Consider the following 25,003-nt stretch of genomic DNA (forward strand, 5'->3'; position numbering starts at 1 on the left):
TAATCTTTAAAAATTATGGTACCGCTCCCATTTCCATTCATAAAGAAGAATCAATTATTCCTCTTTATGAAAGTGTTTTTTAACGGATGGGGTTGAACCCCTTTTTATCAAACTTGCATGATAAGATAACGTTTGAGGCAGCATTGGTGTGCCATTAATACGTTTTATTATCAATTCTGCACAGGACTTTCCAATCTCACTGGTAGGCTGTTCAATTGTTGTAATACCTGAGTAAACTGCGCTTGCCCACTCCGGATTATCAAATCCGATGAGCGCTACATCCTCCGGAACCCTCATCCCTTTGCTTTGCAGCGCCAAAATAACTTTTAATAAAATGACACTATTTGCACAGAATATGGCTCTCGACTGAGACTGCGTTTTCCCGAGGAAATTCTCAAGACACATCTCCAGCTCATCATCCTTCTTCAAGTCTGCCACATAGATATCCTCAAGGCTTGGATGGTGGACATCTGTAAGCTTTAACGCTTCCTGGAAAGCATGAAATCTTTCTTTACGCACGCTAATATCAGTAACTGGTTCAGTAAACCATGCAATCCGTTCGTAATGTTGTGATTGCAAATAGGATACTGCCTTGTATGTCGCCTGTTGATTATCAATTCCAACTAGATCAAACGAAAGCTCCGGAACCTTTCTATCTACGAGAACAATCGGTGTATTCCCATCATTAAAAAGCTCTTCAAGGAATGGATTGGTTCCGCCAGTTGTTTGAATAATAAGCCCGTCAATCCGGTGCGCCTGCAGCATAGAAATGTATTCCTTTTCCTTCTGCGGATTGTTGTCTGTGTTACATATTAAAAGAGCATAGCCATTCTCTTTACAGACATCCTCAGCCCCTCTAAGAATGGCGGTTGTATAAGGATTTGTAATGTCTGCTACAATCGCACCAATGAGAAAGCTTTTATTCCCCTTCAATCCTCTGGCCATGTGATTAGGCTTATAATTTAATTGTTCAATGACTTCCTGAATTTTTCTCTTCGTATTTTCCGATAATTCATGAAAACGGCCGCTTAAGTACCGGGAAACAGTTGATTTGGATACCCCGGCAGCCTTTGCAACATCATAAATTGTAATTTTGATTGGTTCTTTTTTTTCCATCTAATCATCCATTCTGTTTATGAAACCGATCCCATAAATCTATTTTAGCAAACGCTTTCATCTTGTCAACTAGTAAAAAACAAAAAAATCCTCCTTTTTCTGCGTTACAAATGCTTGTAAGAAAAGCGCAAGCGCCTTGCTCATCGGCGTACGGATTTCAGAGTCTTCGACTGAGATAAAGGAAACACAGCGAGGTACGAGCTGATGTTGACTTATCGCAGGGAGGAGATGCAGAAATTCGCTAGCCGATAGGCGCTGGAGCTAGACAGAAGAAAAGCGCAAGCGCCTTGCTCATCGGCGTACGGATTTCAGAGTCTTCGACTGAGATAAAGGAAACTAGATGTTGACTTATCGCAGTGAGTAGTCGTAGAAATTCACTAGCCGATAGGCGCTGGAGCTAGACAGAGACTACATTGGTTAAATACTTTATCTAATAAAAAAATTTATACTTATCCTTCTTCAAAAAATAAAGCATGCTGTATCTTTCTATCCTTTGAATATTTTCCCTGGATTCAATATTCCTTTGGGATCCAGTATTTTTTTAATGTCCAGCATGATATCCAGTGCGTCTCCATGTTCCTTTCGCTGGTATACAGCCTTTCCGATTCCTACACCATGTTCGCCTGTGCATGAACCTCCGCGGCTTAAAGCATAATCGACTAAATGGGCGTTCAGTTCTTTTGCTTTTTTCACCTCTTCTGAATCGCTTAGGTTAATCATAATAATCGCATGGTAATTTCCATCACCTACGTGTCCAAGCAATGCGCCATCAAGACCCGTTTTTTCAATCGCCAATCGTGCATCCTTTATCGCGCCCACTAGCTCTGAAATAGGGACGCATACATCCGTAACCATCATTTTTTTACCTGGGGACTTATGGGCAAAAGCATAGGCTAAATTGTGGCGGACTTCCCACAGCTTTGCAATAGCCTTTGAATCTGCTTCAAACAAGAATTCCTCACAAAGATTTTCTGCTGCAATTGATTCGGCAAAGCTTACATCATGCTTTACGCCAGCCTCATTGCCGTGAAATTCAATAAATAATGTAGGCTTAACGAGATAATCTGTTTGATTGTAGAGATTGACCTGCTTAATTGAACGGTCGTCCACTAATTCAATTCTTGCTACTTGAATGCCGGCTGACAGAATATCTACTGCCGTACGGACTGCGGCCTCTGTACTTGGAAAAACAGCCCGCGCAGCCGTTGTCACCTCAGGTATTCCATGAACTTTCAGGGTTAATTCGGTGAATACACCCAATGTCCCTTCAGAACCAGTAAATAAGCCGGTAATATACAATCCGGAAGATGACTTAGCCGTCATGCTTCCTGTATGAATCATCCGGCCATCTGACAGGACGACCTCTAAATCTCGAACCTGATCACGCATAATGCCATATCTGACAGATGTAGTACCACTCGCATTTGTTGCAGCCATACCTCCGAGAGTAGCATCCGCACCAGGATCTACGCTAAAGAAAAGACCATATTTTTTTAGCTCTTTATTTAATTGAGTCCGCGTAACACCTGGCTGCACACGTACCAGAAAATCATCCGGCCGGACTTCCAAAATCTGATTCATTAATTGAAAATCAAGTGAAATACCACCTTGATACGGAATTACATGTCCTTCGAGGCTTGATCCCAGCCCAAATGGTGTCACAGGTATTTCATACTTATAGGCAAATCGCATAATTTCTCGAACTTCCTCAGCATCCTTTGGAAATACAACAACATCCGGCAAATGCGGTATATGATAGGATTCATCCTTGCTATGCTGTTCCAGCACTGTAGGATTGACCGTTACCTGGTCTTCCTGCAAAAGATTCTTTAATTCACTTATCCATGTTCCATGCATCTTATTCATACCGTATTCCCCCTTGCAGCCAATTTTTATTGTTCCGCTATTTCCGATTTTGATCTAATGTGTAGCAGCGTTTCAAACTATTACTCTTTGAAATCTGCCTAATCGAACATAAAATATTCCATTTATGTTTGTTAGTAAATCATTCACTGCATGCTCTATCTTTATTATAAATTTCAAGAATTCAAACTTAAAGAAAAACCGGAAGCATTTTCATAGATTCTATCTATATACAGAATAATATTTAACCATTTTACTTCAGGTTTTTAGGGGCGTAATATTATAAGGTAAAGTAATTATTTGGAACGAGCACATATACTAATTGCTTCGCTGGTAATTCCAAATAAGAAAGGAAGCATTAAAATGGAAGCGAAAAAAGCGAAAGAAAGCAGAATTATTAATACCGCACAAGTGCTGTCTTGTGATTTAAATAATTATAATACTCTATTTGGCGGAGTTTTAATGAAGAAACTGGATGATGCTGCAACCCTTTCAGCACGCAGACATTCACGTGTAAAAGAGTGTGTGACAGCTTCAACCGATTCTATCGATTTTCTTTGCCCAATTCATCAAACAGATTCTGTTTGCGTGGAATCTTTCGTCAGCTATACAGGAAGAACCTCTATGGAAATCTTCTGTAAGGTTATTGCAGAGGACATTGATACAGGTGAACGCCGAGTTGCTGCTACTGCCTTTTTAACCTTTGTAGCACTTGATGAAAATAAAAGACCCATTGAAGTCCCGAACGTGATTCCAGAAACCGAAGAAGAAATCTTTATCTATAATACAGCCAAGGACCGTGCCGAAGTACGTAAGATGAGAAGAGAAAAAAGTAAGGAATTAGCAAATTATATCTCCCTAAAAAAACCTTGGGATCTGTAAAAGAAAGGCGGGGGGACATTGATAACACTATCCAGTTTAGATGATTTGAAAGCTGCTCAAAAGACTATTGGTCAAGTGAAGCAAAACTACCCCGTACTTTTCGAAAAACTGCTGCACGCCGTGTATCTTACTCGTGCACTCCAATTTAAATATCAATATATGGGAAATCTCCTTTTTGATGAAGTTCCTTTAGAACCCACACCGAAATTTGTACAAGCATCCATTCTTCGCTTATACAAAAGAGAAATTCAAGTTATAAAAATTGACGAAAACATCGATGTTCTTCATGAACTCTTTAACGAGTTTAAACAGACAGGATATGCGAAAATTAGTCTCTTAATTATGGGGAAAAGCCCTGAAGCTGTAATTGGTACCCTTCTAATTTAAATAACAAGGGGCAGGCAGAAAGAAGAGAATCTTTCATTGTTGAATCCACCTCTTCTCCATTACTCCCCATTATTAAGCTGTACAACGATCTCCAATTTAACCATGCGCAAGCTTTCTACTTAATCTTTGGTCTTTTAGTCGAGGAAAGTTTGACTGACCATGGTGCGGCGCCTTTTAAAATAATGGCCCTGATATTCTTGCCTGCTGATTTCCGCTCTAGGCATTCGCTTTCTGCGAAGCGCTGGAGCTAGACAGAGACTGCATAGGTCAAACAATTTTTTTTACTTTTCCATAAAAAAACCTGACTCCAGACACTTCAAAAAGTGTGCTGGCAGTCAGGTTTTTTAGGCTTCCACTTACCATTGCTATTATGAATGATCGTCATCCTTCTTAGACAGTGACTGCAATGCTTTGCGGAAAGCATCATCATTCATGTTTTTTTTCACCGGCTTTTCTTCCTCTTGAGGGTGCCCATATTTAAATTTCACGAGGGCCTCTCTGTATGCTTGATCATTAATATTATCCATTGTTACTTTGCCGGCATGCTTTTCAGACCGTGTCTGAGGGGCAGGCTCGTGCTCAGCTTCTTTCTGGTCCAATTGATCTACAGGAATTTCTTGCAGGGATTCAGTATGAGCAGCGGACCGGTTCTTCTCGACACGTGATGTTACATCAGACTCATCAGCCGTTTCAGGAGATTGGAGCACTTCTTCCTCGACTTCCTTATGCTTGTTATCAGCAAGCTTCTTTCGTTCTGCATTCTGTGAAGAGTAACGAATATTGATAATGGACATTACTGCAATAACAATAATCGCAAAAATGACAAACATTACTATAATCATCATTGTTTGCCATCTCCATTTAAAAAGGATCCAGTCACCTGTGCCACCCTTTTTCCTAAGGCTCTTCCAAGCTGAAGTCCTTCATGCGAAATGATTTCCTTGCTTTCAATTGGACAGGTAACACCTACTCCGTAATAGGATCCATATAAAGCATTTTCCGGAATATTTCCTGGAAGGCCTACCAGTATCATTCCTTGATGAAGCATGGGTGTAATCAGGTTTAAAAGAGTTGCCTCCAAACCGCCGTGTGTAGTAGCAGTGGTACAAAAAACGGCTCCTATTTTATTGATTAGTTTTCCCTGTGCCCATAAATATCCCAGCTTATCTATCCAATTCTTCAATCCTGAGCTAATGGTACCAAAATGTCCTGGACACCCCCAAATAATCGCATCCATTTCTGGAAGGGCATATACATCCGCCTCATCAACATGCTGAAAAAATACTTCTGCCCCTGGGACTGATTTGGCACCCTCTGCAATCGAGCGTGCTAACTCTTTTGTATGTTCGCCTTCACTATCATATACAATACAAATCTTCATGTATTATTCCTCCTCATGCTGTGTATAACCTTTTATTTCAAATCATTATCCGTTTTAAATAGTTGTTAGAAATAAACATGCTGAATAGTGTATGAAAAGTCATTGCGTTAATTTTCACATTATAGGTTTAGATATTTAGAAGAGAATTAACCATATGTCCTAAAACATCCATCTGTGAAAAACACATGAAATATGAATTCCCTATCTCAAAAAGAGGCAGGGGATTATTTTGAAATTTTAACCTCTGCATTCATACCAGGAAGCACTTTGTCCGATACCTGGCTAAGAGAAATTTTCACCGGCACTTTTTGTGTTACTTTCGTATAATTGCCTGTGGAGTTTTGGTCTGGCAAAACGGAAAATACTGAGTTCGTCGCATAGCCAATTTCTTTTACCGTACCATCAAACGTTGTGCCCGGGTCGCCATCCACTGTAACATCCACACTGTTTCCTACTTTTACATCCTTCAAATCATTTTCCTTTATATTTGCAACGATATAAAGATGGTCCATATCAGCTTCTTGCGCCAATACCTGGCCTGCTTGTACTGTTTGGTTTGTTTTTGCTTCATTTTTAATAATTTTACCTGCCATTCTTGCAGTGATAGAAGTGGAAGAGCCTTTGCCCGATGCCACATTTCCCACATTCGTATTATCTGAAACATTATCTCCTTCGGATACATTCCATTTGGATAATACGCCCGATGAAGGCGAAACAATTTGCATCATATCAGCGGAAACCACTGCATCGTCTGTTTTCACATAGTTTTCGTTCTGGTAATAAAAATAAATGCCCATTACAACTAATGCGGCAACGACCACAAAGCCTATAATATTCGTAATGAGTAATCGGCTGTTCATATAAAATTCTCCTCTCAATATAAAAAATCAAATAAATTAATTGGCTGTTTCCTGGCTTCCCTGTTCCTTTGGTGCCGGAAGCATCATTCTCTTTGGCTTTTGAACAAGCGTACGTCCTTTACCCGTAACAGCTTTTCCTATGGAAGCCAAAAACATAATGACACCAATTCCAAGCAAAATAGCAAATAGGTTATGATAGGCTCCTAAAATGGCTGCCCGCTTCGTATTAGCAATCAGCTCATATGAGGCCATGTTTTTTGCCATAGTGGCCGGAAGCCCATTCTCCATAAAATGCTTGGTTAGATTAACAAGCTCTGCATTGGTTTCTGAATCATTTTGGCCTAAATAGCTTCTGATATTGCCATAATGAAGAGCATTCTCAGTTGTGATAAACCATGCCAGCAATGGAGACATAAGAGCACCAATAAAATTCCGGATAGAATGCAGGGTAACCGAACGCATGGATGCTTTATGGATATCACCAGCAAGCGCGGTTCCCAATGCCCCAGATACAAGAGTCATACTAATTCCTGCGCCAAGCACGGCAACTTGGAAATAAAGGGTGTCCAATGTCACAGCCGGTGTAATAAAAATCCAATTACAGCTTACATAAATGACCCCAAGTGACCCGATCATACCCAAAATGCCTGCACCGAGTATGTCAAAAAGCAATGTCTTTAATACGGCAGTCACTAACACGCCAATAAAGAACCAGAAATAGAAATGTGCAAGATATTCATAGGGCAAATCTTTATTGTTCCGCAAAAATCCATTGATACCGGCTAACGCAAAGATCAATGAAATATGCGAAGCAACAGCCATTACAGTTCCTGAAATCGGCTTAGCTGCTTTTAAAGAACTAAATGGAACAATAGGTGTGCTGGCTTTTAAATCAAAAAGGATAAAGACAACGACCAAAATAAAAGCCATTAAAAAGAACGGCCAGACATATAAAGATGTAAATCCCTTTTCCACCAAGTTGCAAAGCGGAATTGATAAAACGATCATAAGCAAAGTAAGAATGAACACACCGGTTTTATCAACAGGCGTGTGTTCCTGATGATGATCATCATGCTTTGGCAGAGCAACTGAACCTACTGCAAGACTAAGAACAGATGTAATAATATTTAATAGATAAAGCCAGCGCCATGCGTCTAAACTGAGAGAGACGGAACCAAAAAATGCTCCAACTGCACTGGAACCAAAGAGCCCTGAAATGACCATTAGCAGGAATACATTACGAATCTTATTAGGAAACGATCTGAGACTGACAGGCAGAATGGTTAAGAACAGCATCCCGGCACTTAATCCCTGAATAATCCTTCCGATTGCCAGCACCTGCAAATCAGGGGTTGTGGCATTAATGATGGAGCCTATTAAAAAAATAAGTACAAAAGTTAAGTAATTTCTTTTCAAGCCCCACTTTCTTGTCAAAATCGGGCCAAATGGCACTCCCAGTGCAAAAGCAATATTGGACAGGATAGATGGATACAGCAGGTAATTTGAACTTGCATTAAGACCGTTTTGCACAATCCCCTGATTCATCGTATACGCAAGATTTGAAAAATATTGGGGACCAATTGCGAAAATAGTTAAAAAGGATATAACTAAAAATTGGGGGACCGCTACTCTATCCGTCTCTGATATTGAGGTATTGATCTTTTGACTCATCGCGATTCCTCCTTTCATAAAGTAATGAGTCGTTATAACTGGAGCATCACTTCATTGAAAATAGTATTTGTATTTTCAAACTAAAAAAATTCCCAATATGGAAATTTAATATTGCATCTAACAAGTTGTATTATGCAATATGTATTATACAACTTTTACAAAATAATTCAATGATTTTATGATTTTATGGTTTTTCAGTTTATTGCGATTCAATAAAAAACTTTGGCAGGCTAGTATTCGGATTTTAGTCTCTGCTACATCTATGCTGATAACTGCTCGTTTTTAAGTTCATTTTACAGAAAAGAAAGAATGAGCTAAAAAACGAATTCCAATAATAAAGCCTTTGATTAAAAAAAGCTGATGACCTTTTGGTTCACCAGCTTTTATTTTCCCCATTTTCGAAAGTCAAAGTTTAATCGGGTCAAGTTCGCCTCCAGGCTTTCCAGCTCATCCTGTGACCAGTCCTGCAGAACCTCTGAATAGAATTCAGACCTGGCTTTTTGTACTTTATGCAGAATCTCCAACCCTCCTGAAGTAATTTCTACAAGGCTGATTCGTCCATTTTTTATATCAGGAGATCTTTTTATATATTTTTTAGACTCTAACGCAGCAATCTGTCTGCTGGCAGTAGATAAATTTAACATCAAATGCTCAGCTAGTCCATTAATGGACAAAGGACTTGTGTTCTCCAATACGCTCAGCAGCATGTATTCGGAACGATCCAGCATTCCAAGTCTTGGGCTATAGGCTGTAATTAATCGTACCAGCAGGGCAATTTCATACTCTATGGATTGTATTGAGTCTTCTTTCAATTATTTTCCCCCCTCTTGCAAAAGAGCGATTACAAAATAACGTATTCTCTTTGCAAATTGGAAACATGTCTTATTTACTATCATAATAGAAGAAATAAAAATAGAAAAGAGCAAGAGAATCTCCCCTCACCCTATACAGATTATTTATTCAAGCTATTTACTATTTACTCCTAATATTGGTGGCATCTTTATGTAAGCTATCCATAATTTTAATAACGAAATTTGGCATTAACTACTTTTATTCTGTCAAATAGCAAAATTTCACGTGAATATCCTTATCAAAAGGATTTGTTAAAGAACTCTGGTGTTTTTTAGCTCATTCGTGTGAACCGGTCGTTTCACACGTCTTTCAGCACAGCTGAAATATTGATCTAAAAAATGAGCAGTTATCAACATAGAAGTCTAACAGATCCTGTGAAAAAAATAAGAGCCTATTTGGCTCAAAGGTAACGCTGCTGTTATTGTCTTTTATGCAAATACTTTTAATACGATTTAGGCAAGATTTTTCACATAAATGGCTCTCGATGATTGAATGATTCTGCAGCCCTCTAGGTCTTGTTCTGAAATCAGTCCTAAATGAAGAGCAGATTGAATTTTTTCTTCATCTGGCTTTTTGACCGTCTGAACCAGCTCGTTCAATCTTAGTTCCTCCAGGCGCTTTACCGTGTTATCCTCATCAAATTTTTCTGTCTTTCGAATTTGCCTTTCAAGTTTAAAGCTTCCGATGGTCACTTCCCCTTTTGTATATTGACCTACAGCATAATCGAAATATTGATTAAACACATTTTTATATTTGTCCATTTCCTTTTCAATCTCTTTTTTCTTTGCATTAAGTTCAAAATACTCTGCAAGCATTTCCTTTGTCACCATATAATCCAATTTCACTTGTTTCCCCCCATTTTAAGCAGCTATTACATTTTATTAAGCCTTGGAAGGGATTATGACTGATGAATGCTATACGTGTAAGCAGGTTTCATATCCTCTTATGTATGTGCTCACTTCTTTAAATCAGTCATATAAACATAAATCTGATTGGGTAATAATGATTGTTGAGGTATCCTTTCATAAAAACAGCTGCGGGAAGATTTCGTGGTTATTGATTAAGAATCATTTTATCAAATGATCACATCCATGTTTGAAAGAAATGAATGGTTGTAATAACATAGATGGGAGTAGCAGCTTTGCTGCTTCTTCTACGGCAATGAGTTTCTTTGCTCATACAATGGAATCATGAAACCAGTTCCAGTTTCCATGATTTCAATGCTTTTTTGGTTTTAAAAATCGGCATTGGGCATGTCAGACCTGTTCATCCAGTACCATGTTAAATTTATATCACCCTCACCCTATTCGGTTTTCCCTTCCCATGCAAGCATTCCGCCATCCATATTAATTACCTTGAATCCACATTCTTCTAATAAAGCAGCTGCTTTAGAACTTCTTCCACCTGAACGGCACACAAGAATATATTCACTATTTTTATTTAAATCGTGCTTGCGAAACTCAACTAAGCCAAGTGGAATATTGATAGCCGATGAAATCTTTCCTTCCGCCACTTCCTTTGTCTCTCGTACATCAATAATATTCAGTTTTTCTCCATTCTCCAGCTTTTGCTGAACTTCTTTTGCCGATAGATGCTTCATCTTGTTTATTCCTCCTTTGACCAAGGCTTAAGTTAACCCTTTTTTCATGGCATTTTCCTCATAGATCTATTCGTAAAATGGATAAACCCTTATTAAATCCTTAAAACCACTCTGAATTTAGGATTACTGGCTTGGAACAAGCCCCCAGATAAAAACGTAATAAATACCAAAAATCAGGAAAATAAAAATAAGGGAGACAGATAAAAAAATCACCATAATTCTTGAAAAGCGGAACGTCTGATTATTAATATCTTTCCCTTTTTTAAAATAACTGAAGGTGCTAATGATCAAAGAAATGATCCCCACGAAAATGGAAGCCAATCCAATAACCTTAGCCAATATATCTCCGATAACAATCTTTTGTGTCTGGGTAGAAAAATGAAGATTGGTAATTAAAAAGCCAACCCCGATGATTGTAATGTTTGTACGGATCCAGGCAAGATACGTGCGCTCATTCGCAAGGTGCTGCTGAATATATTTTGATTCTCCAGTTTGTTCTATTTCTTTCATTTAGTATCCCTCTTTATAAAAGGCTATTGTCGTATAGGTTGTTACTTTACGTACAAAGAATTCTCTGCTTCCTACGTATAATAGTATTTTTAAAATTTGCATAGCCATTAATTCATTATTAATTGCATAAAATGCAGATTATAGTAATCCCTATACTTGATCTCTTTTACTTAAACCAGCCCTTCTCCTTTAAATGTGTTATCGCTTCAATTCTGTTCTTTACTCCCAGTTTTTCAAGGATAGCGGATATATAATTTCGGACTGTGCCTGTTTTTATACTAAGCTGATCAGCAATTTCCTTTGTGTCTTTTCCATCTGCTATTAAATCCAGTACCTCTCTTTCCCGATCAGTAAGCGGATTCTCCTCACTATAAATATCATCCATTAATTCGGGTGCAATTATTCTTCTGCCTTCCATTACACCTCGAATGGAACTCGCCAGTTCTTCGCTAGGACTGTCTTTTAGTAAATACCCTCTTACTCCTGCTTTTAAAGCCCGCTGAAAATAACCTGTGCGGGCAAATGTGGTTAAAATGATGACTTTGCAGTTCAGGCCCTTTATTTCTTCAGCTGCTTCAAGTCCACTCTTGCCAGGCATCTCAATATCCATAATACAGACATCCGGCTTGAGAGCCTTTACAAGCTCGATCGCTTCATCCCCGTTGGAAGCTTTTCCGACAACCTCCATATCTTCTTCAAGATTGAGAAGTGATCCAAAGGCTCCAAGAAGCATTTTCTGGTCTTCAGCTATAACAATCGTTATCATTTAAAGCCCTCCTAGTCTTTTTGCTTCACATCATTTGGTACCTTTATGATTAATACGGTTCCTTTTTCGGAAAAAAGCTCCATTTCTCCGTTTACAAAATCGAGCCGCTCTTTCATGCCGCTTAACCCATGGCCCCTCTCTTTATTTCCATCTTTAAATACCCCGTCATCGCTGATTATCAATTCTACCTCTTTCCAAGACTGGTTTATCATCACACTGCATTTGGCCGCACCGCTATGCTTAACAACATTCGTTACAGCCTCTTTTAGGCACATACTTAAAATATTTTCAGTAAAAAGCGATACATTTGTCAAAACTGTAGACCCATCAATCTCCAATTCAATCCCTGCTGCTTTTAAGATTTCCTTAATTTGCAGAACTTCCTCTTTTAACCGGATTCCTCTCATAGAAGAAACCATTTTTCTTACTTCATTAAGCGCCGTTCTGGCTGTTTGCTGAACATCCTTTAACTCCGCTCGCGCCTGCTCTGGATCCTTATAAATTAGTCTCCTTGCCAAATCACTTTTTAAACCGATAAGCGAAAGCTTTTGGCCTAATGTATCGTGGAGATCCCGTGCAATTCGCTGTCTTTCTTCTAACTTTATCAGCTCTGATATTTTTTTATTGGCATGTTCAAGTTTTTCCACTAGCTGTCCCTTTTCCTTCCGATTCCTTATGTTTAAGGGCAGGAGGATGACACTGATTCCCGTAATAATCACGAATGGCAGTTGCTTTAAAATTAAAGCATCCTGTATAAGGATATTATAGTTGATTGAGACCGTGGTACTGACAAGAAGCACAATATACAGAGAGGTAAACGCTATCCGATCTTTTATATTTCCTATATAATAAGCCAGAAAAAAAGAAAAATAAACATAGCTGTAAAGACTGGTAAAGGCTGTTGATATACCAATTAAAATAATGCTCCATAAATAAATCGTCCAGTTTGAAGCGGTAAAGGCAAAGCGGTAAAAGGCAAAAAATAAGAATGTAAGGAGGATTCCTGCCAGCATTTTAGCCAGAGAGTCCGCTTGTAAAATAAAGTAGAAGGGAAGGATACAGAGTATGGTCCATATATAAGGGGCTATACCATTGTTCCGATAAAATGTGGTTACCTTTTTAAACATTTCTTTACCTCTTTTTCCAGTAGATTCTCAAATAAATTCCCCAAACTATATCTATTGAAATTATCTTACCCATTCCTATCTTACAGGCTTTCTGTATGAGAACTATTTTTTATGTATTCTATATACAAACACTGCCCGGATAATGGGAAATCCGGGCAGTATGGAATAGGTTCTATTCATTTAAAGCTCTGTTTCTGGTCTAGCCTGTATCTTTTTATTTTTTAATTTAACATATCCCTTCAATTCTTTAAACCCGATAAACCTCTTGTTATTCTCATCCCAAAGGCGAAAGGATATGGAGCGGAGGCTTGTTGCCAAGGTAATTGTTGGAACATTTTGCAATGGCTTAATATCATTGTGTACAGCTTCCAATCGATAATTGGGCACTCTTGGGCTTAAATGATGGATGTGATGAAACCCGATATTCCCCGTAAGCCACTGAAGAATTTTAGGCAGCTTGTAAAAAGAGCTTCCTTCGACTGCTGCTTTTACATATTCCCATTCCTCATCACCCTCGAAATAAGAATCCTCAAACGTATGCTGTACATAAAAAAGCCAGACACCTGCTGAGCCGGAGATTAAGAAGATCGGCACTTGTACCAGCAGGAAGGATTGCCAGCCAATTGCAAGGCAGAGCAAGACTGCCAATGCAGCAATACAAAGATTCGTAATATACGTATTGATACGTTCCTTGCGTTTGGCTCCTTTTCGATTAAACCGATTTTTCAAAAGAAATTCATAAATAGGACCTAATCCAAACATAACAAATGGATTTCGATATGCACGGTAACAAAGCTTTTTCCAAATAGGCGCTGACAGGTATTCATCCACTGTCAGCATCCAGATATCCCCTGTTCCACGCTTATCAAGATTACTGCTTGTGGCATGGTGAACAGAATGGCTGTGCTGCCATTGATTGTACGGAAACAACGTCAATATTCCTGTAATCGTGCCCAGAATTTTATTCGCACGCCGATTCTTAAAGAAAGAGTGGTGGCAGCAATCATGAAAAATGATAAAGATTCTCGTTAAAAATCCCGCTCCTACCACAGCAAATGCTAATGTCAGCAAATAAGAAACCGACAAACTCTCATATGCCAGAATCCAAACGATCAAAAAAGGAACAATGGTATTTATTATTTGTCTTACACTTCCCTTTGTATCGGATCGCTCATATGGCGATGTTAATTTTTTTAAATTTAAATTGGCTTTTTTTGTTTTATTCATCATTTCGTTTCCCTTCTGTTGCAGGATAAGGCTCATTATATAAGAAAGAAGAGAAACCGGGCAGACATACCCGTCATACATCATGCATGATAAATGTCATGTATAAGGGATCCACCCCTACAGCCGCCTCGCTTTACTGTGTTGCTTTTTTTTTAGATTCTGCTAAATTTCTATGTTCATAACTGTTTTTGTCAAGAGAATGGAAAAAAATCAAAACAAAAATTCCTTTACCAAGGTTCTTTTCGTATACTTTGGTGCTAATGGGCACAAAAATATCATTTTAAATATATACTCAGTATTAAGACTTGCGCATAACACACGAAAAGATGCCAAAAAGACAGACAACATACGGGATGTTCCTTTTTACGTATAGCAGCAATCTATGAGAAAACAGCCTTTCGCAAAGACAGACTTTCAAAATTGTTTAACCTTCGCACTTAACAGGAATAGGTTACTAAATCTCTAAACTTAGGTGGTCAATCATGAATGAGAATCTTTATAATATAGTAATTCATTCTATGCTTTTCAAATTTATTGCATATTCCCTTCTAATAATCCTTCTAGGCTTATCTTTTAAAGGAACGGCTTTATACGCTTCAGCCAAAAATTCGGCTTTAAATGAACGATTTACACCGGTATTTCTATCCTCCGTAAACTGGCTGATGTACTACAGCATTATACTCTTGTTTCTTTTTATCTTTTCTAAGAAAAAATGGCTATTCTATCCTCTCTATTCACAGGGCGGAGTCAAGGTTACCCTTTTCCTGGTGATTATCGCTATCATGTTAGTTTCACTTGCAAGCAGGCTGGTAAAGCTGCTTACAAGATACATTTTAACCCCTGTTTATAAGCATTACGATGTGGACAAGGGATTAGGATTTACCTTTAATCAAGTTATTTATTATGTTGTCATGCTGCTCGCGGTGTGGATCAGCTTCAAAAGTGTTGGTATTGATTTAACGGCTCTTGGTACTGTTTTCAGTGTGCTGGGGATCGGGATAGGCTTTGGGATGAGAAACATAGCGGGGAACTTTGTCTCAGGAATTATTATGCTCTTTGAGAGACCTGTCGAGGTAGGTGAAGTCATTCAAATTGATGATACAGTGGGCAAAGTGGAAAAAATCAGGCTCCGATCCACCCTCGTGAGAAGCGCGAAGGAAGGTGCGCTGATTGTACCGAATCAATATTTTATAGAACAAGTGATAAAAAATCGGACGGGGGCTGAAGTAACGGCCCAGGTGATGATTAGCGTGGAATACGGGGCTGATACTAAAGAAGTTGAACTCCTCCTCTATAAAGCAGTAAAAAAAGTAAAGGATGAACAGGCAGGCATTCTAAAAGCGCTTGACACATCCATTCGCTTGATTAATATCCGCGGGAGTGCCATAGATTTCTTAATTGAACTGCCCGTCATGAATTTAGATGTAAAAGATGAAATTGAAAGCAGGCTCCGGCACTCTATTGTAAAGCTATTTATGGAGAAACAGATTCGGCTCGCTACTTATGTAGCATCCCAGCCTATGGTAAAAGAATGAAGATGATACAAGCCTAGATAACTTTTCCCGTGTATGGCTTGGCTGGCATACGTAGAAAATCATAGAATGCAATGTCTTCCACTCTCGTAAGATAAGCATGCAAGCTTTCTGCCATCATCAAATTAATGATGGGCACTTTTTCATTAATAAGAATGATGGGCTTTTGCATGGCATAACCGTATCCAACTTCAAATGCAGTCCCGCTATCCACATTGGATCCTTCAAAATCAAGAATGACCACCATAACGTCAGCCCTTCTTAAAAATTTCAGATCGTTATGGAACGTTGCTTTTCTCCATTCCATAGAACCAAATGTGAGCTGCTCAAACTGATGATATCGCGCAGAAAAAACATCCGCAACATAAGGATTCCGTTTTAAAGCCTGTTCTAAGCGGTATATGCGGTCAACCTGATCTTTGTTAAAAAATGGACTGGCAATAAATACTCTTATTGTCCTTTGGGAACTGTGTTCCATCTATATCGCTCCTTTTTTCTTCAACATTTTGAGCATGGAGATCTCCCGCCCAAAATATTCTTTTTCTACATATATGAAAGAACAATCCCACAGGTGTCTAAGAGTAGGATGCAATAGTTAATCCAATAATCTTTAAGCTCCCTGAAAACGCAATATTGATATTTTACAGATACGCGAGGATCCTGCTTGGCGGGTGAAGGGAGACCTTCAGGAGCAAAGAGTCAAAGAACCAAAGAGGCTCTCGCACCGCCCACGCAAAAAAGCGCCTGAATCAGGAATATACAGGCAAGAATAAAAGAGCCCTTATGTAAAATGCTTTTCCAGTTTAAATGAAATTTTCTCGAAATAGCTGACAACATGTTGAAAGAAACAATCTGCTGCATAGGAGGCATGCCTCCGTTTTGAGCGCGCAATCCCAATGGTACGTTGAAACACCGGATTTTTAATGCGCAGCAAAGATACTGATTGATGGGGAGAAATAAACCAGGTTAGCGCCGGTACAAAAGCTACCCCAAGCCCCTTTTGGACGAGCCTTGCAATTAAGAGAGTCTCATCCCCTTCAAAAGCGATTTTCGGGATAAATCCTGCCTCCCGGCAATAGGCATCCGTTACATTCCTAACACCAATTCCTGTATTCGTACTAATAAATGACTCGTCCTTTGCTTCAATTAGATCAATACTCTTTTTCTTTGCCAAAGGATGGTTATTAGGAACCATGAGAAAAACTTCTTCAGTCAATAAAGGAGTCCATTCAATATCCGTACCTTCTATCGGCGTCGAAGAAATTCCCATATGAATGTCACCCCTTTCTATCAAGGACGCCATGGATGAATTTCCAGCAATCAGCTGCTGAAAATAAACATTAGAATGCTCTATTAAGAACGAGCTGACAAGCTCTGGTAAAATACTTGGAATGGAAATAGCAAGCTGTACGGTTCCCTGATGAAGTCCCGAGAGGCTTTGCAATTCCTGCTTTCCTTCTGTTATTTCCATAAATACACGGTCCACCCTTCTTAAAAAGGCTTTACCATAGTGATTCAGCTTGATTTGTCTTCCCTCCCGGTCAAATAAAGGGACACCGAGATCTTCCTCAAGCCTTGAAATCGTTTTACTTAAGGATGGCTGTGCGATATTCAACTCTTCTGATGCTCTTGTCATATGTTCCAGGCGAGCAACCACCTGAAAGTACTTCAGCTGTAAAAGTTCCATCATTCCCTCTCCAATACATAGACTTAAATATATTATTTTATAAACAATTATGTATTATACACTATCGATAATCTATTATATACTTTCAACTGTACTCCTATTAAAGGAGTTATTCATTTAAATAAAGTACAGGAGGCTGTCTTTTATGATAAATCATTATTCCAAGCAATATATAAATGGTGTATGGCGTGAGGGGAAAAGTGAAACCGTCTATAACGATACTAATCCTTTTAATGATGAGGTACTGACATCCTTTAAGCTTTCTACAAAAACAGATGTAGATGAAGCGTATGAATCAGCCCTGAAAGCTCAAAAGGATTGGGCAAAAACTTCTGCAGAAACAAAAAAAGCGATCTTTTACCGTGCTGCAGAAATTTTTGAAGAAAAAAAAAATGAATTCGTTCAAGTTATTGTCCAAGAAACGGGAAGCTCAGTATTAAAGGCAACAGGCGAAGTTATTAGCATTATTGACATGATTAGACATGCGGCAAGCTATAGTGACAGAATGGAAGCCCCTGATGTTCTTTTATCATCGATGCCAGGGAAAGAAAGTCTTGTTTACCATAAGCCTGCCGGTGTGGTGGGAATTATTAGTCCTTTTAATTATCCACTTTTCCTTTCCATGCGTGCAGTTGCTCCAGCGTTAGCTGTAGGAGATGCAGTAGTATTAAAACCGGATCTGCAAACTCAAATATCCGGCGGCTTTATCATTGCAGAGGTCTTTGAGCAGGCAGGTCTGCCAAAAGGAGTCCTGAACGTCATTTCATTTACTATTGAAGAAGTAGGAGATTACTTTGTAGAGCATCCTACTCCTCAAATCATATCATTTACCGGATCAACAGCTGTTGGAAGGCATATTGGCGCTCTTTGCGGCAAGCATTTGAAAAAAGTGGCCCTTGAACTGGGAGGCAACAGTCCTTTCATCGTACTGGAGGATGCTGACATAGATCAGGCAATCGATGCAGCCATTTTTGGCAAGTTCATTCATCAGGGACAAATCTGTATGATTACAAACCGTATCCTTGTACAGCGAAGCCTTTACGATGAATTTGTCAATCGCTATGTACAAAGAGCAAGCGAGCTGCCTTACGGAAACCCCATTGATCAAAAGGTAGTAATTGGACCTATTATCAATAATAATCAAATCAATAAAATTTTAAAGATAGTTGAAGAAGGAAAGAAAGAAGGCAACCGCTTAGTGCTGGAAGGAAAACGGGCTGGGAATGTTCTCACTCCATTTGTTTTTACTGATGTAAACAACGATTCAAAACTGGCTCAAACTGAAATATTCGGACCTGTTGCCATCATTATTCCTTTTGATACAGAGGCAGAAGCTCTTCAAATGGCGAATAAAACAGAATATGGCCTATCCGGTGCAGTATTTACTCAAGATATTGAACGAGGAATCGAATTCGCCCGGCAGCTTGAAAGCGGTATGGCACATGTAAATGACCAGACTGTTAATTCTTCACCAAACGCGCCGTTTGGCGGAGAAAAAGCCTCAGGACTTGGCCGCTATGGCGGGGAATGGGGATTTGAAGAATTTACAAGTGTAAAATGGGTTACTGTGCAAAGAACACCTAGAAAATACCCGTTCTAACGAAAAAGCCTGCCCTTGTTAAAAACCGAAAAAGGACTATCCACTCGCGGATAGTCCTTTATTATTATTGTTGTATCTGGCGTTCAAGCATACGCTTTTCTATTTTCAAGTCGATTTGCTCTAATTCTTTTTTAGTAAGATCTTTTTTATTTTGTTCAATCAGCTTCCTATATGATGCCAATCTTTTTCTCGTAATCATTTGGATTGTCCTTTCTATTTTCCAAAACCTTTCTACTAAATCCTGCTGTTTTGGAGTGTTTAAGGGATTTCCTTGTATTGCTCAGCAATCTTAAGCCTCTACATGTATAAACTATATCTTAGTTTTTTTAAAAAACTATGAATTTCATGTTAAAAGATGATGAATTTTTGACAGAATGCATATATCTGCGTTTTATGAATTTTCACTGGTTATTTACGGGCTCTTTGCAAATGTTTAAATCCACCAATTTGGTTAGATGTTTTGGTATGAATTACACCCGTGGGCAGCAGCCTTAATTTTTAATATTGAATAGGTGCAGAGCGACTTGCACTTGTTGAGCAAAGATTGATATTGCACCTCAGGCTGTTTTTATCATAATGCTGAAATTCAAATTGATGCTTTTGCTTTATGAACGGCTTTATTGAGTTACCTCCTGCTCGTTTTGTCCTTCATTAACCTCATGAAGGACTTTTCTGAACCCCCATTCTCACGTTTTGTCCTTCATCAACCTCATGAAGGACTTTTCTGAACCTCCATTCTCACGTTTTGTCCTTCATCCCCCTCATGAAGGACTTTTCTGAACCTCCATTCTCACGTTTTGTCCTTCATCCCCCTCATGAAGGACTTTTCCGAACTTTCACACTCGCGTTTTGTCCTCCCCCTCCTTAGAATACTTTCCTTAAATTTCGGTAGACTGCTTCAATGAATTTAAACAAAAGCGAAACAAAAAAGCAGCATAATAAAGAGCTCACTCTTAATCATACTGCCAGTGCTATTATATACACGACATACTTCATACCTGCTCTTGCTTTAAAGGCTTATATTGATTCCGCTGACGTCATCTCACCTCTGTTTGTTTCTGCAACATACCGATAATACTTTTTCTATTTTTTAGCTTGAATGTTTTTTTGTTGAAGTAGTTTCGCAGAAAAATACTTACGTGCATTTGGGGTTAAAATGTGCAAGGTTTCCACTTTAGTTTCTTCACGATTGTTCTCTTTGTTCTCAAATTCTACAATGTCACCATTCAAACTTTCTGTCACCTTTTTAATTCTGTATCCTTTTTGAATTAAAAAATCAATCCGATCTCGCTCTTGCAGAAACTGTTGGTATTCGGACATTTATACAGCTTCCTCCCTTCATTCTATTTTTCTTGCTTAAGTTGGCATATTCATAGAACCTTGTTCAACAGCTACCCTTTCATGTGCATCCTATAGTTGTTGCTAAATTTTTTTTCATCACTGGGGTTTTTGTTTTAGTTGTTTTTCGCATAGTTTATTGCTTTACCCCTATGCCTGTCTATGTGTCGTCTTTTCTTAATCTATACAAGTTTCTATACTGACGTGTCAAATAGCAATAAAGATTACGAGAAGAACCGTTGTTATTTAATCACCGTTTCAACCCGCCCGGATACAGTGCCAAGGGCTCCCTGACGTTCATTCCATGTCATCGGCGGAAGTTCACTTGGTACTTCAATCATATCAATCGCACCATCAACAGGACAAACAATAGAACATAAATTACAGCCAACACAATCCTCTTCTCTTACTTTAAGGATGCCGTTCCCATTTTCATCCTTCAATAGATCAATGCATTGATGGGAGGTATCTTCACAGGCAATATGACATTTGTTGCAATTGATGCATACATCATTATTAATTCTCGCAACCACGTTATAGTTAAGATCAAGGTCTCCCCAATCAGAATATTTTGGTACAGCTTTTCCGACCAAGTCCATGACAGAGGCTATACCCTTTTCATCTAAATAATTCGTTAACCCTTCAATCATATCCTCTACAATTCTAAAACCATGGTGCATAGCAGCTGTACAAACTTGAACACCTGTTGCCCCCATTAATATAAATTCTACTGCATTTTGCCAGTTTGAAATCCCACCAATTCCAGATATAGGGATGTTAATCCTTGGATTTCTTGCACATTCACCTACCATATGTAACGCAATTGGTTTTACGGCAGGACCGCAATAACCTCCATGAGCACCTTTACCGCCTACATGTGGAATGGTATTCCAGGAATCAAGATCAACACCAGCTAAACTGTTAATCGTATTTATCATACTTACAGCATCAGCTCCGCCCTTGACTGCAGCTTCAGCCGTAGCTGTAATATCTGTTATATTCGGTGTCAGTTTTACAATGACAGGGGTTTGAGCGACTTCCTTTACCCAATATGTTTGTTTTTCTACTAATGCCGGTACTTGACCTGAAGCAGCTCCCATTCCTCTTTCAGCCATTCCATGCGGACAGCCAAAGTTGAGTTCTAGGCCATCTACGCCTACGTCTTCAACTCTTTTAACAATCTCATGCCATTTCTTTTGCTTTGGTTCTACCATTAGTGATGCAATGATAGCATGATCCGGGAAACGCTTTTTTGTTTCGTAAATTTCCTTTAAGTTTACCTCCAGCGGACGATCTGTAATTAATTCAATATTATTAAACCCAGCTACTTTTTGGCCATTAAAACTAACAGCTGCAAATCTAGATGAAACATTTAATATTGGATCACCCAGTGTTTTCCAAACAGCTCCTCCCCAGCCTGCTTCAAAGGCACGTTGGACCTGGTACCCTGTGTTTGTGGGGGGGGCAGAAGCTAACCAAAAAGGATTTGGTGATTTAATTCCTGCTAAATTAATCCGTAAATCTGCCATGACCTTACCTCCCTTTTATCAAATCAATCAGTCCAATGCTGTTTTAACCAAAGATTGATTCAGAAATTGATGAATGGCATAAGCACTTTCTTTCCCATGCTGTGCCGCCGAAACGACCATTGCCTCTCCTTGCCCTTTTCCGAAAATGACATCCCCGCATGCAAATACCCTCTTATTTGATGTCTGATAAGTGGCAGGATTAATGAATACAACTCCACCGTCATGTTCAAGATTAAACTGTTCAATTAGTTCAATATATCTTGACTGTCCATTTGCTTTTATTACTGTATCTACCTCAAGAGTAAATTCAGATCCCTCAATTGGAACAGGGCGGCGGCGGCCATCTTCACCTGGTTCAGCTAACTCCATTTTGATGCATTCAATTCCTTTTACCCTTCCATGTTCATCTCCTATAATCCTTAATGGGGCTGTCAGCCATCTAAATTCAACCCCATCTTGTTTAGCGAATTCATATTCAAACTCATAAGCGGTCATTTCCTCGATTGTTCGTCTGTAAAGGATTTTGACATTTTCAGCCCCTAGACGAACTGAACTGGTTGCTGCATCAATCGCTGTGTTCCCTGCACCAATCACTGCTACCTTTTTTCCAATAAGCTGGTTTGATATCGGTTTTGTTTTCGTTTCTTTGACAAATTCAATTGCGTCAAATACTCCTGCTAAATCCTCTCCGCTAATACCCAATGCTGGAACCTGTGACATGCCTACGGCTAGAATGATAGCGTTATAGTTTTTCAAAATTTCTTCTACTGTTATATCTTCGCCTACTTTTGTATTGGTTCGAATTTCAACATTGAGGCTCTCAATTTGCTTAACTTCCCAGTAGGAAATGCTTAAAGGAAGCCTAAATGAGACAATTCCATATGTGTTTAATCCTCCAGCCTTCTCTTCTGCTTCAAAGATTGTGACATCATAACCCAACAACGCCAGTTCCCTCGCAGCAGACAAGCCAGCTGGACCTCCGCCAACAATCGCAACCGATTTACCATTTTTCTTACCCGGTTCGAATAGAACCTTTTCATTCTTGATGGCCCAGTCTGTCGCATAACGCTGCAGGTTGCCAATCATAATCGGCTTAGTAGAATGATTTAGGACACAGGCCCCTTCACATAATTCCTCAGTCGGACAGACACGGGCACAGCTTGCTCCAATCGGATTTGCAGATAAAATAGTCTTAGCAGATCCTTTTAAATTGCCTGAAGCTATTTTCTTTATAAACGTCGGAATATCAATTCCGGTTGGACACGCTTTTATACAAGGTGCATCGTAGCAGTATAGGCATCGATTTGCCTCTTCTACCGCTTCCTGCTTTGTTAACTCCGGATTTATTTCTTGAAAATTCAGGCTCAGGTCTTCAAATGATATTTTGGGACGATTTGCAGCACCCAATTTTCATAACCTCCTTCATGGACGAATATAAGAATTTATTTAGAACTTTCCTTAGCTTCGCAAATCATCTACTTCATTCCATGTATTCTTTATTCCCATGCCCAGCCAGTTTTCAGGTCTTTATCATGTATTACAGCTTTCCCTATTGGTTTCAAATTTTGTCTCAATCTTCCACGTTAGTATGGGGCACTATAAAGAAGGCTGTCCTCATAATCAGACAGCTTCTTTTGTGAAAAATTAAATATATAATTCTAGATTTAAATATTTCCTCTATTTTCTTTAAACGTTTTAAACAATTTTATACATTTCATTTTTCAATGTTCTGACGATGAACTCTAAATCCTCTTCAGTAGAAGATAGCGGTGGTGACAAAGTAAGAATATTATTATATCCGGCAACCGTTGCACCGTTTTTACCAATGATCAAACCATTTGATTTGCACCAAGCGATAATTTGATCTACTTTTGATACGTCTAAAGGCTTCTTCGTTTCTTTATCCTCTACAAGTTCAATTCCCATCAAAAAACCGAAAGATCGGATATCCCCAACAAATGGGTGATCTTCTATGTCTTTCATTTCTTCTCTTAATCGTTCACCAAGATAACGAGAACGTTCAATCAGGTTTTCCTTCTCATAAATCTCCAGGTTTTTCAAAGCGAGTGCACAGGCAGCAGGGTTTCCTCCAAATGTGTTGACATGCCGGAAATAACCATACTCTTCGGAACTCTTAAATTTTTCGTAGAGGTCTCGCCTTACCGCTGTTGCTGAAAGAGGGAGATATCCACTCGTTAAACCTTTTGCCATAGTGACTATATCCGGCTTGATATTAAAGTGCATATGGCCGAATTTTTTTCCGGTGCGGCCAAATCCACAAATAACTTCATCTATAATGAGGAGAACACCGTACTTCTGACAAATTTCCTGCACTTTCTCCATGTAAATCGGATCGGGAACGAGAACACCTCCACCTGTAATAGCCGGTTCCATGATGACGGCTCCAATGGTTTCTTTCCCTTCCCAAATGATTGTTTTTTCAATTTCCAAAGCACATTGCAAATTAAATTCTTTAACCGATTGCCCGGCAGGACGGCGGTAGCTGTCGGGGGGGCTGACATGTATAAATCCCGGGGCAAGTGGCTCATAATTGAATTTCCGAACCGCCTGTCCTGTTGCAGCTAAGGATCCCATTGTATTACCGTGATAAGCACGATACCGGGATATAAATTTATAGCGGCTTGCCTCACCATTCTGCTGATGATATTGACGAACAATTTTAAATGCTGTTTCATTCGCCTCCGAACCACTGTTTGAAAAGAAAATGACATAATCCCCTTCTAACCATTCGTTTAATTTTTCAGCTAGTTGAATGGCCGGAAGATGACTTTGTGAAAGAGGGAAATAGGGTAATGTTTTTAATTGGTCATAGGCTGCCTGGGCCAGCTCTTCCCTTCCATAGCCAACATTCACACACCATAAGCCGGACATGGCGTCCAAATACTTTTGACCATTGATATCGGTAATCCACGAACCTTTTCCTTCTACAGCAATGGTTGGTGCAGATTTTTCACTATACGGAGCCATATGGTGCCATAAATATTGACGGTCTTTCTTAATCAACTCTTCTGTTTTATTCTTTATCATGGACATTTTTCTTGTCCTCCCTTGTTA

Annotated in this window: 24 protein-coding genes; 4 read left to right on the plus strand and 20 right to left on the minus strand. The window is 39.1% G+C overall.

The window, feature by feature from the left end; translation table 11 throughout:
* Positions 1-54: 54 nt before the first annotated feature.
* Positions 55-1,116 (minus strand): LacI family DNA-binding transcriptional regulator, encoded by a 1,062-nt coding sequence (locus A5N88_RS12700; RefSeq protein WP_066266614.1) that lies wholly within the window; start codon positions 1,114-1,116, stop codon positions 55-57.
* Between the two features lie 486 nt (positions 1,117-1,602).
* A complete protein-coding gene (locus A5N88_RS12705) occupies positions 1,603-2,982 on the minus strand; it encodes an FAD-binding oxidoreductase (RefSeq protein WP_083953147.1) in 1,380 nt (459 codons plus the stop codon).
* 360 nt (positions 2,983-3,342) lie between these two features.
* Between A5N88_RS12705 and A5N88_RS12710 the strand changes: the two genes are divergently transcribed.
* Together A5N88_RS12710 and A5N88_RS12715 are read left to right on the plus strand one after the other, a co-directional pair.
* Positions 3,343-3,861 (plus strand): acyl-CoA thioesterase, encoded by a 519-nt coding sequence (locus tag A5N88_RS12710; protein ID WP_066266617.1) that lies wholly within the window; start codon positions 3,343-3,345, stop codon positions 3,859-3,861.
* 18 nt (positions 3,862-3,879) lie between these two features.
* Positions 3,880-4,248 carry a hypothetical protein gene (locus A5N88_RS12715; protein ID WP_066266619.1) on the plus strand — a complete coding sequence of 123 codons (369 nt, stop codon included), beginning with the start codon at positions 3,880-3,882 and terminating at the stop codon, positions 4,246-4,248.
* Between the two features lie 368 nt (positions 4,249-4,616).
* On the opposite strand, the gene A5N88_RS12720 is transcribed toward A5N88_RS12715, so the two are convergent.
* The 11 genes from A5N88_RS12720 to desA all read right to left on the minus strand — a co-directional run bounded on the left by A5N88_RS12720 (position 4,617) and on the right by desA (position 14,242).
* Complete coding sequence (locus A5N88_RS12720; RefSeq protein WP_066266621.1) at positions 4,617-5,093, minus strand: hypothetical protein; 477 nt, start codon at positions 5,091-5,093, stop codon at positions 4,617-4,619.
* Entirely contained in the window at positions 5,090-5,629 is a 540-nt protein-coding gene (locus A5N88_RS12725) for an NAD(P)H-dependent oxidoreductase (protein WP_066266626.1), read from the minus strand. The genes A5N88_RS12720 and A5N88_RS12725 overlap by 4 nt, the downstream gene beginning before the upstream one ends.
* A 224-nt stretch (positions 5,630-5,853) precedes the next feature.
* Entirely contained in the window at positions 5,854-6,489 is a 636-nt protein-coding gene (locus A5N88_RS12730) for a biotin/lipoyl-containing protein (protein WP_066266628.1), read from the minus strand.
* A gap of 36 nt (positions 6,490-6,525) precedes the next feature.
* Positions 6,526-8,160, minus strand: a complete 1,635-nt coding sequence (locus tag A5N88_RS12735; RefSeq protein ID WP_066266630.1) for an MFS transporter — start codon at positions 8,158-8,160, stop codon at positions 6,526-6,528.
* Between the two features lie 383 nt (positions 8,161-8,543).
* Entirely contained in the window at positions 8,544-8,972 is a 429-nt protein-coding gene (locus A5N88_RS12740; RefSeq protein ID WP_066266632.1) for a MarR family winged helix-turn-helix transcriptional regulator, read from the minus strand.
* Between the two features lie 492 nt (positions 8,973-9,464).
* Positions 9,465-9,857, minus strand: a complete 393-nt coding sequence (locus A5N88_RS12745) for a hypothetical protein (protein WP_232317574.1) — start codon at positions 9,855-9,857, stop codon at positions 9,465-9,467.
* Positions 9,858-10,315: 458 nt separating this feature from the next.
* A complete protein-coding gene (locus tag A5N88_RS12750) occupies positions 10,316-10,612 on the minus strand; it encodes a rhodanese-like domain-containing protein (protein WP_066266634.1) in 297 nt (98 codons plus the stop codon).
* Between the two features lie 123 nt (positions 10,613-10,735).
* Positions 10,736-11,122, minus strand: a complete 387-nt coding sequence (locus A5N88_RS12755) for a YidH family protein (protein ID WP_066266635.1) — start codon at positions 11,120-11,122, stop codon at positions 10,736-10,738.
* A 166-nt stretch (positions 11,123-11,288) separates the two neighbouring features.
* On the minus strand, positions 11,289-11,888 hold the full coding sequence (locus A5N88_RS12760; protein WP_066266636.1) for a response regulator transcription factor: 600 nt from the start codon (positions 11,886-11,888) through the stop codon (positions 11,289-11,291).
* Between the two features lie 11 nt (positions 11,889-11,899).
* Entirely contained in the window at positions 11,900-13,015 is a 1,116-nt protein-coding gene (locus A5N88_RS12765; RefSeq protein ID WP_066266637.1) for a sensor histidine kinase, read from the minus strand.
* Between the two features lie 180 nt (positions 13,016-13,195).
* A complete protein-coding gene (gene desA / locus A5N88_RS12770; RefSeq protein ID WP_066270505.1) occupies positions 13,196-14,242 on the minus strand; it encodes a Delta(5) desaturase DesA in 1,047 nt (348 codons plus the stop codon).
* Between the two features lie 482 nt (positions 14,243-14,724).
* Between desA and A5N88_RS12775 the strand changes: the two genes are divergently transcribed.
* Entirely contained in the window at positions 14,725-15,777 is a 1,053-nt protein-coding gene (locus A5N88_RS12775) for a mechanosensitive ion channel family protein (RefSeq protein ID WP_066266643.1), read from the plus strand.
* A 13-nt stretch (positions 15,778-15,790) separates the two neighbouring features.
* Here the strand turns inward: A5N88_RS12775 and A5N88_RS12780 are convergent, their stop codons facing one another.
* Together A5N88_RS12780 and A5N88_RS12785 are read right to left on the minus strand one after the other, a co-directional pair.
* Positions 15,791-16,252 carry a nucleoside 2-deoxyribosyltransferase gene (locus tag A5N88_RS12780; protein ID WP_066266645.1) on the minus strand — a complete coding sequence of 154 codons (462 nt, stop codon included), beginning with the start codon at positions 16,250-16,252 and terminating at the stop codon, positions 15,791-15,793.
* A gap of 303 nt (positions 16,253-16,555) precedes the next feature.
* On the minus strand, positions 16,556-17,461 hold the full coding sequence (locus A5N88_RS12785) for a LysR family transcriptional regulator (protein ID WP_066266647.1): 906 nt from the start codon (positions 17,459-17,461) through the stop codon (positions 16,556-16,558).
* 145 nt (positions 17,462-17,606) lie between these two features.
* Between A5N88_RS12785 and A5N88_RS12790 the strand changes: the two genes are divergently transcribed.
* Complete coding sequence (locus A5N88_RS12790; protein WP_066266650.1) at positions 17,607-19,061, plus strand: aldehyde dehydrogenase family protein; 1,455 nt, start codon at positions 17,607-17,609, stop codon at positions 19,059-19,061.
* Positions 19,062-19,125: 64 nt separating this feature from the next.
* Here the strand turns inward: A5N88_RS12790 and A5N88_RS26150 are convergent, their stop codons facing one another.
* The 5 genes from A5N88_RS26150 to A5N88_RS12810 form a co-directional block, all read right to left on the minus strand.
* Positions 19,126-19,260 carry a hypothetical protein gene (locus A5N88_RS26150; RefSeq protein WP_260525557.1) on the minus strand — a complete coding sequence of 45 codons (135 nt, stop codon included), beginning with the start codon at positions 19,258-19,260 and terminating at the stop codon, positions 19,126-19,128.
* A gap of 884 nt (positions 19,261-20,144) precedes the next feature.
* Positions 20,145-20,381 (minus strand): hypothetical protein, encoded by a 237-nt coding sequence (locus A5N88_RS12795; RefSeq protein WP_066266653.1) that lies wholly within the window; start codon positions 20,379-20,381, stop codon positions 20,145-20,147.
* Positions 20,382-20,641: 260 nt separating this feature from the next.
* Entirely contained in the window at positions 20,642-21,928 is a 1,287-nt protein-coding gene (preA, locus tag A5N88_RS12800) for an NAD-dependent dihydropyrimidine dehydrogenase subunit PreA (RefSeq protein WP_066266655.1), read from the minus strand.
* Between the two features lie 27 nt (positions 21,929-21,955).
* The gene (locus A5N88_RS12805; protein WP_066266656.1) at positions 21,956-23,335 is read right to left on the minus strand and encodes an NAD(P)-dependent oxidoreductase; all 1,380 of its coding nucleotides are present in this window, start codon (positions 23,333-23,335) and stop codon (positions 21,956-21,958) included.
* Positions 23,336-23,623: 288 nt separating this feature from the next.
* Positions 23,624-24,976, minus strand: coding sequence for an aspartate aminotransferase family protein (locus tag A5N88_RS12810; protein WP_083953304.1), 1,353 nt, complete (start codon positions 24,974-24,976; stop codon positions 23,624-23,626).
* Positions 24,977-25,003 lie beyond the last annotated feature (27 nt).

Origin of the sequence: Heyndrickxia acidicola (assembly GCF_001636425.1) — a bacterium.
GTDB lineage: Bacteria > Bacillota > Bacilli > Bacillales > Bacillaceae_C > Bacillus_AE > Bacillus_AE acidicola.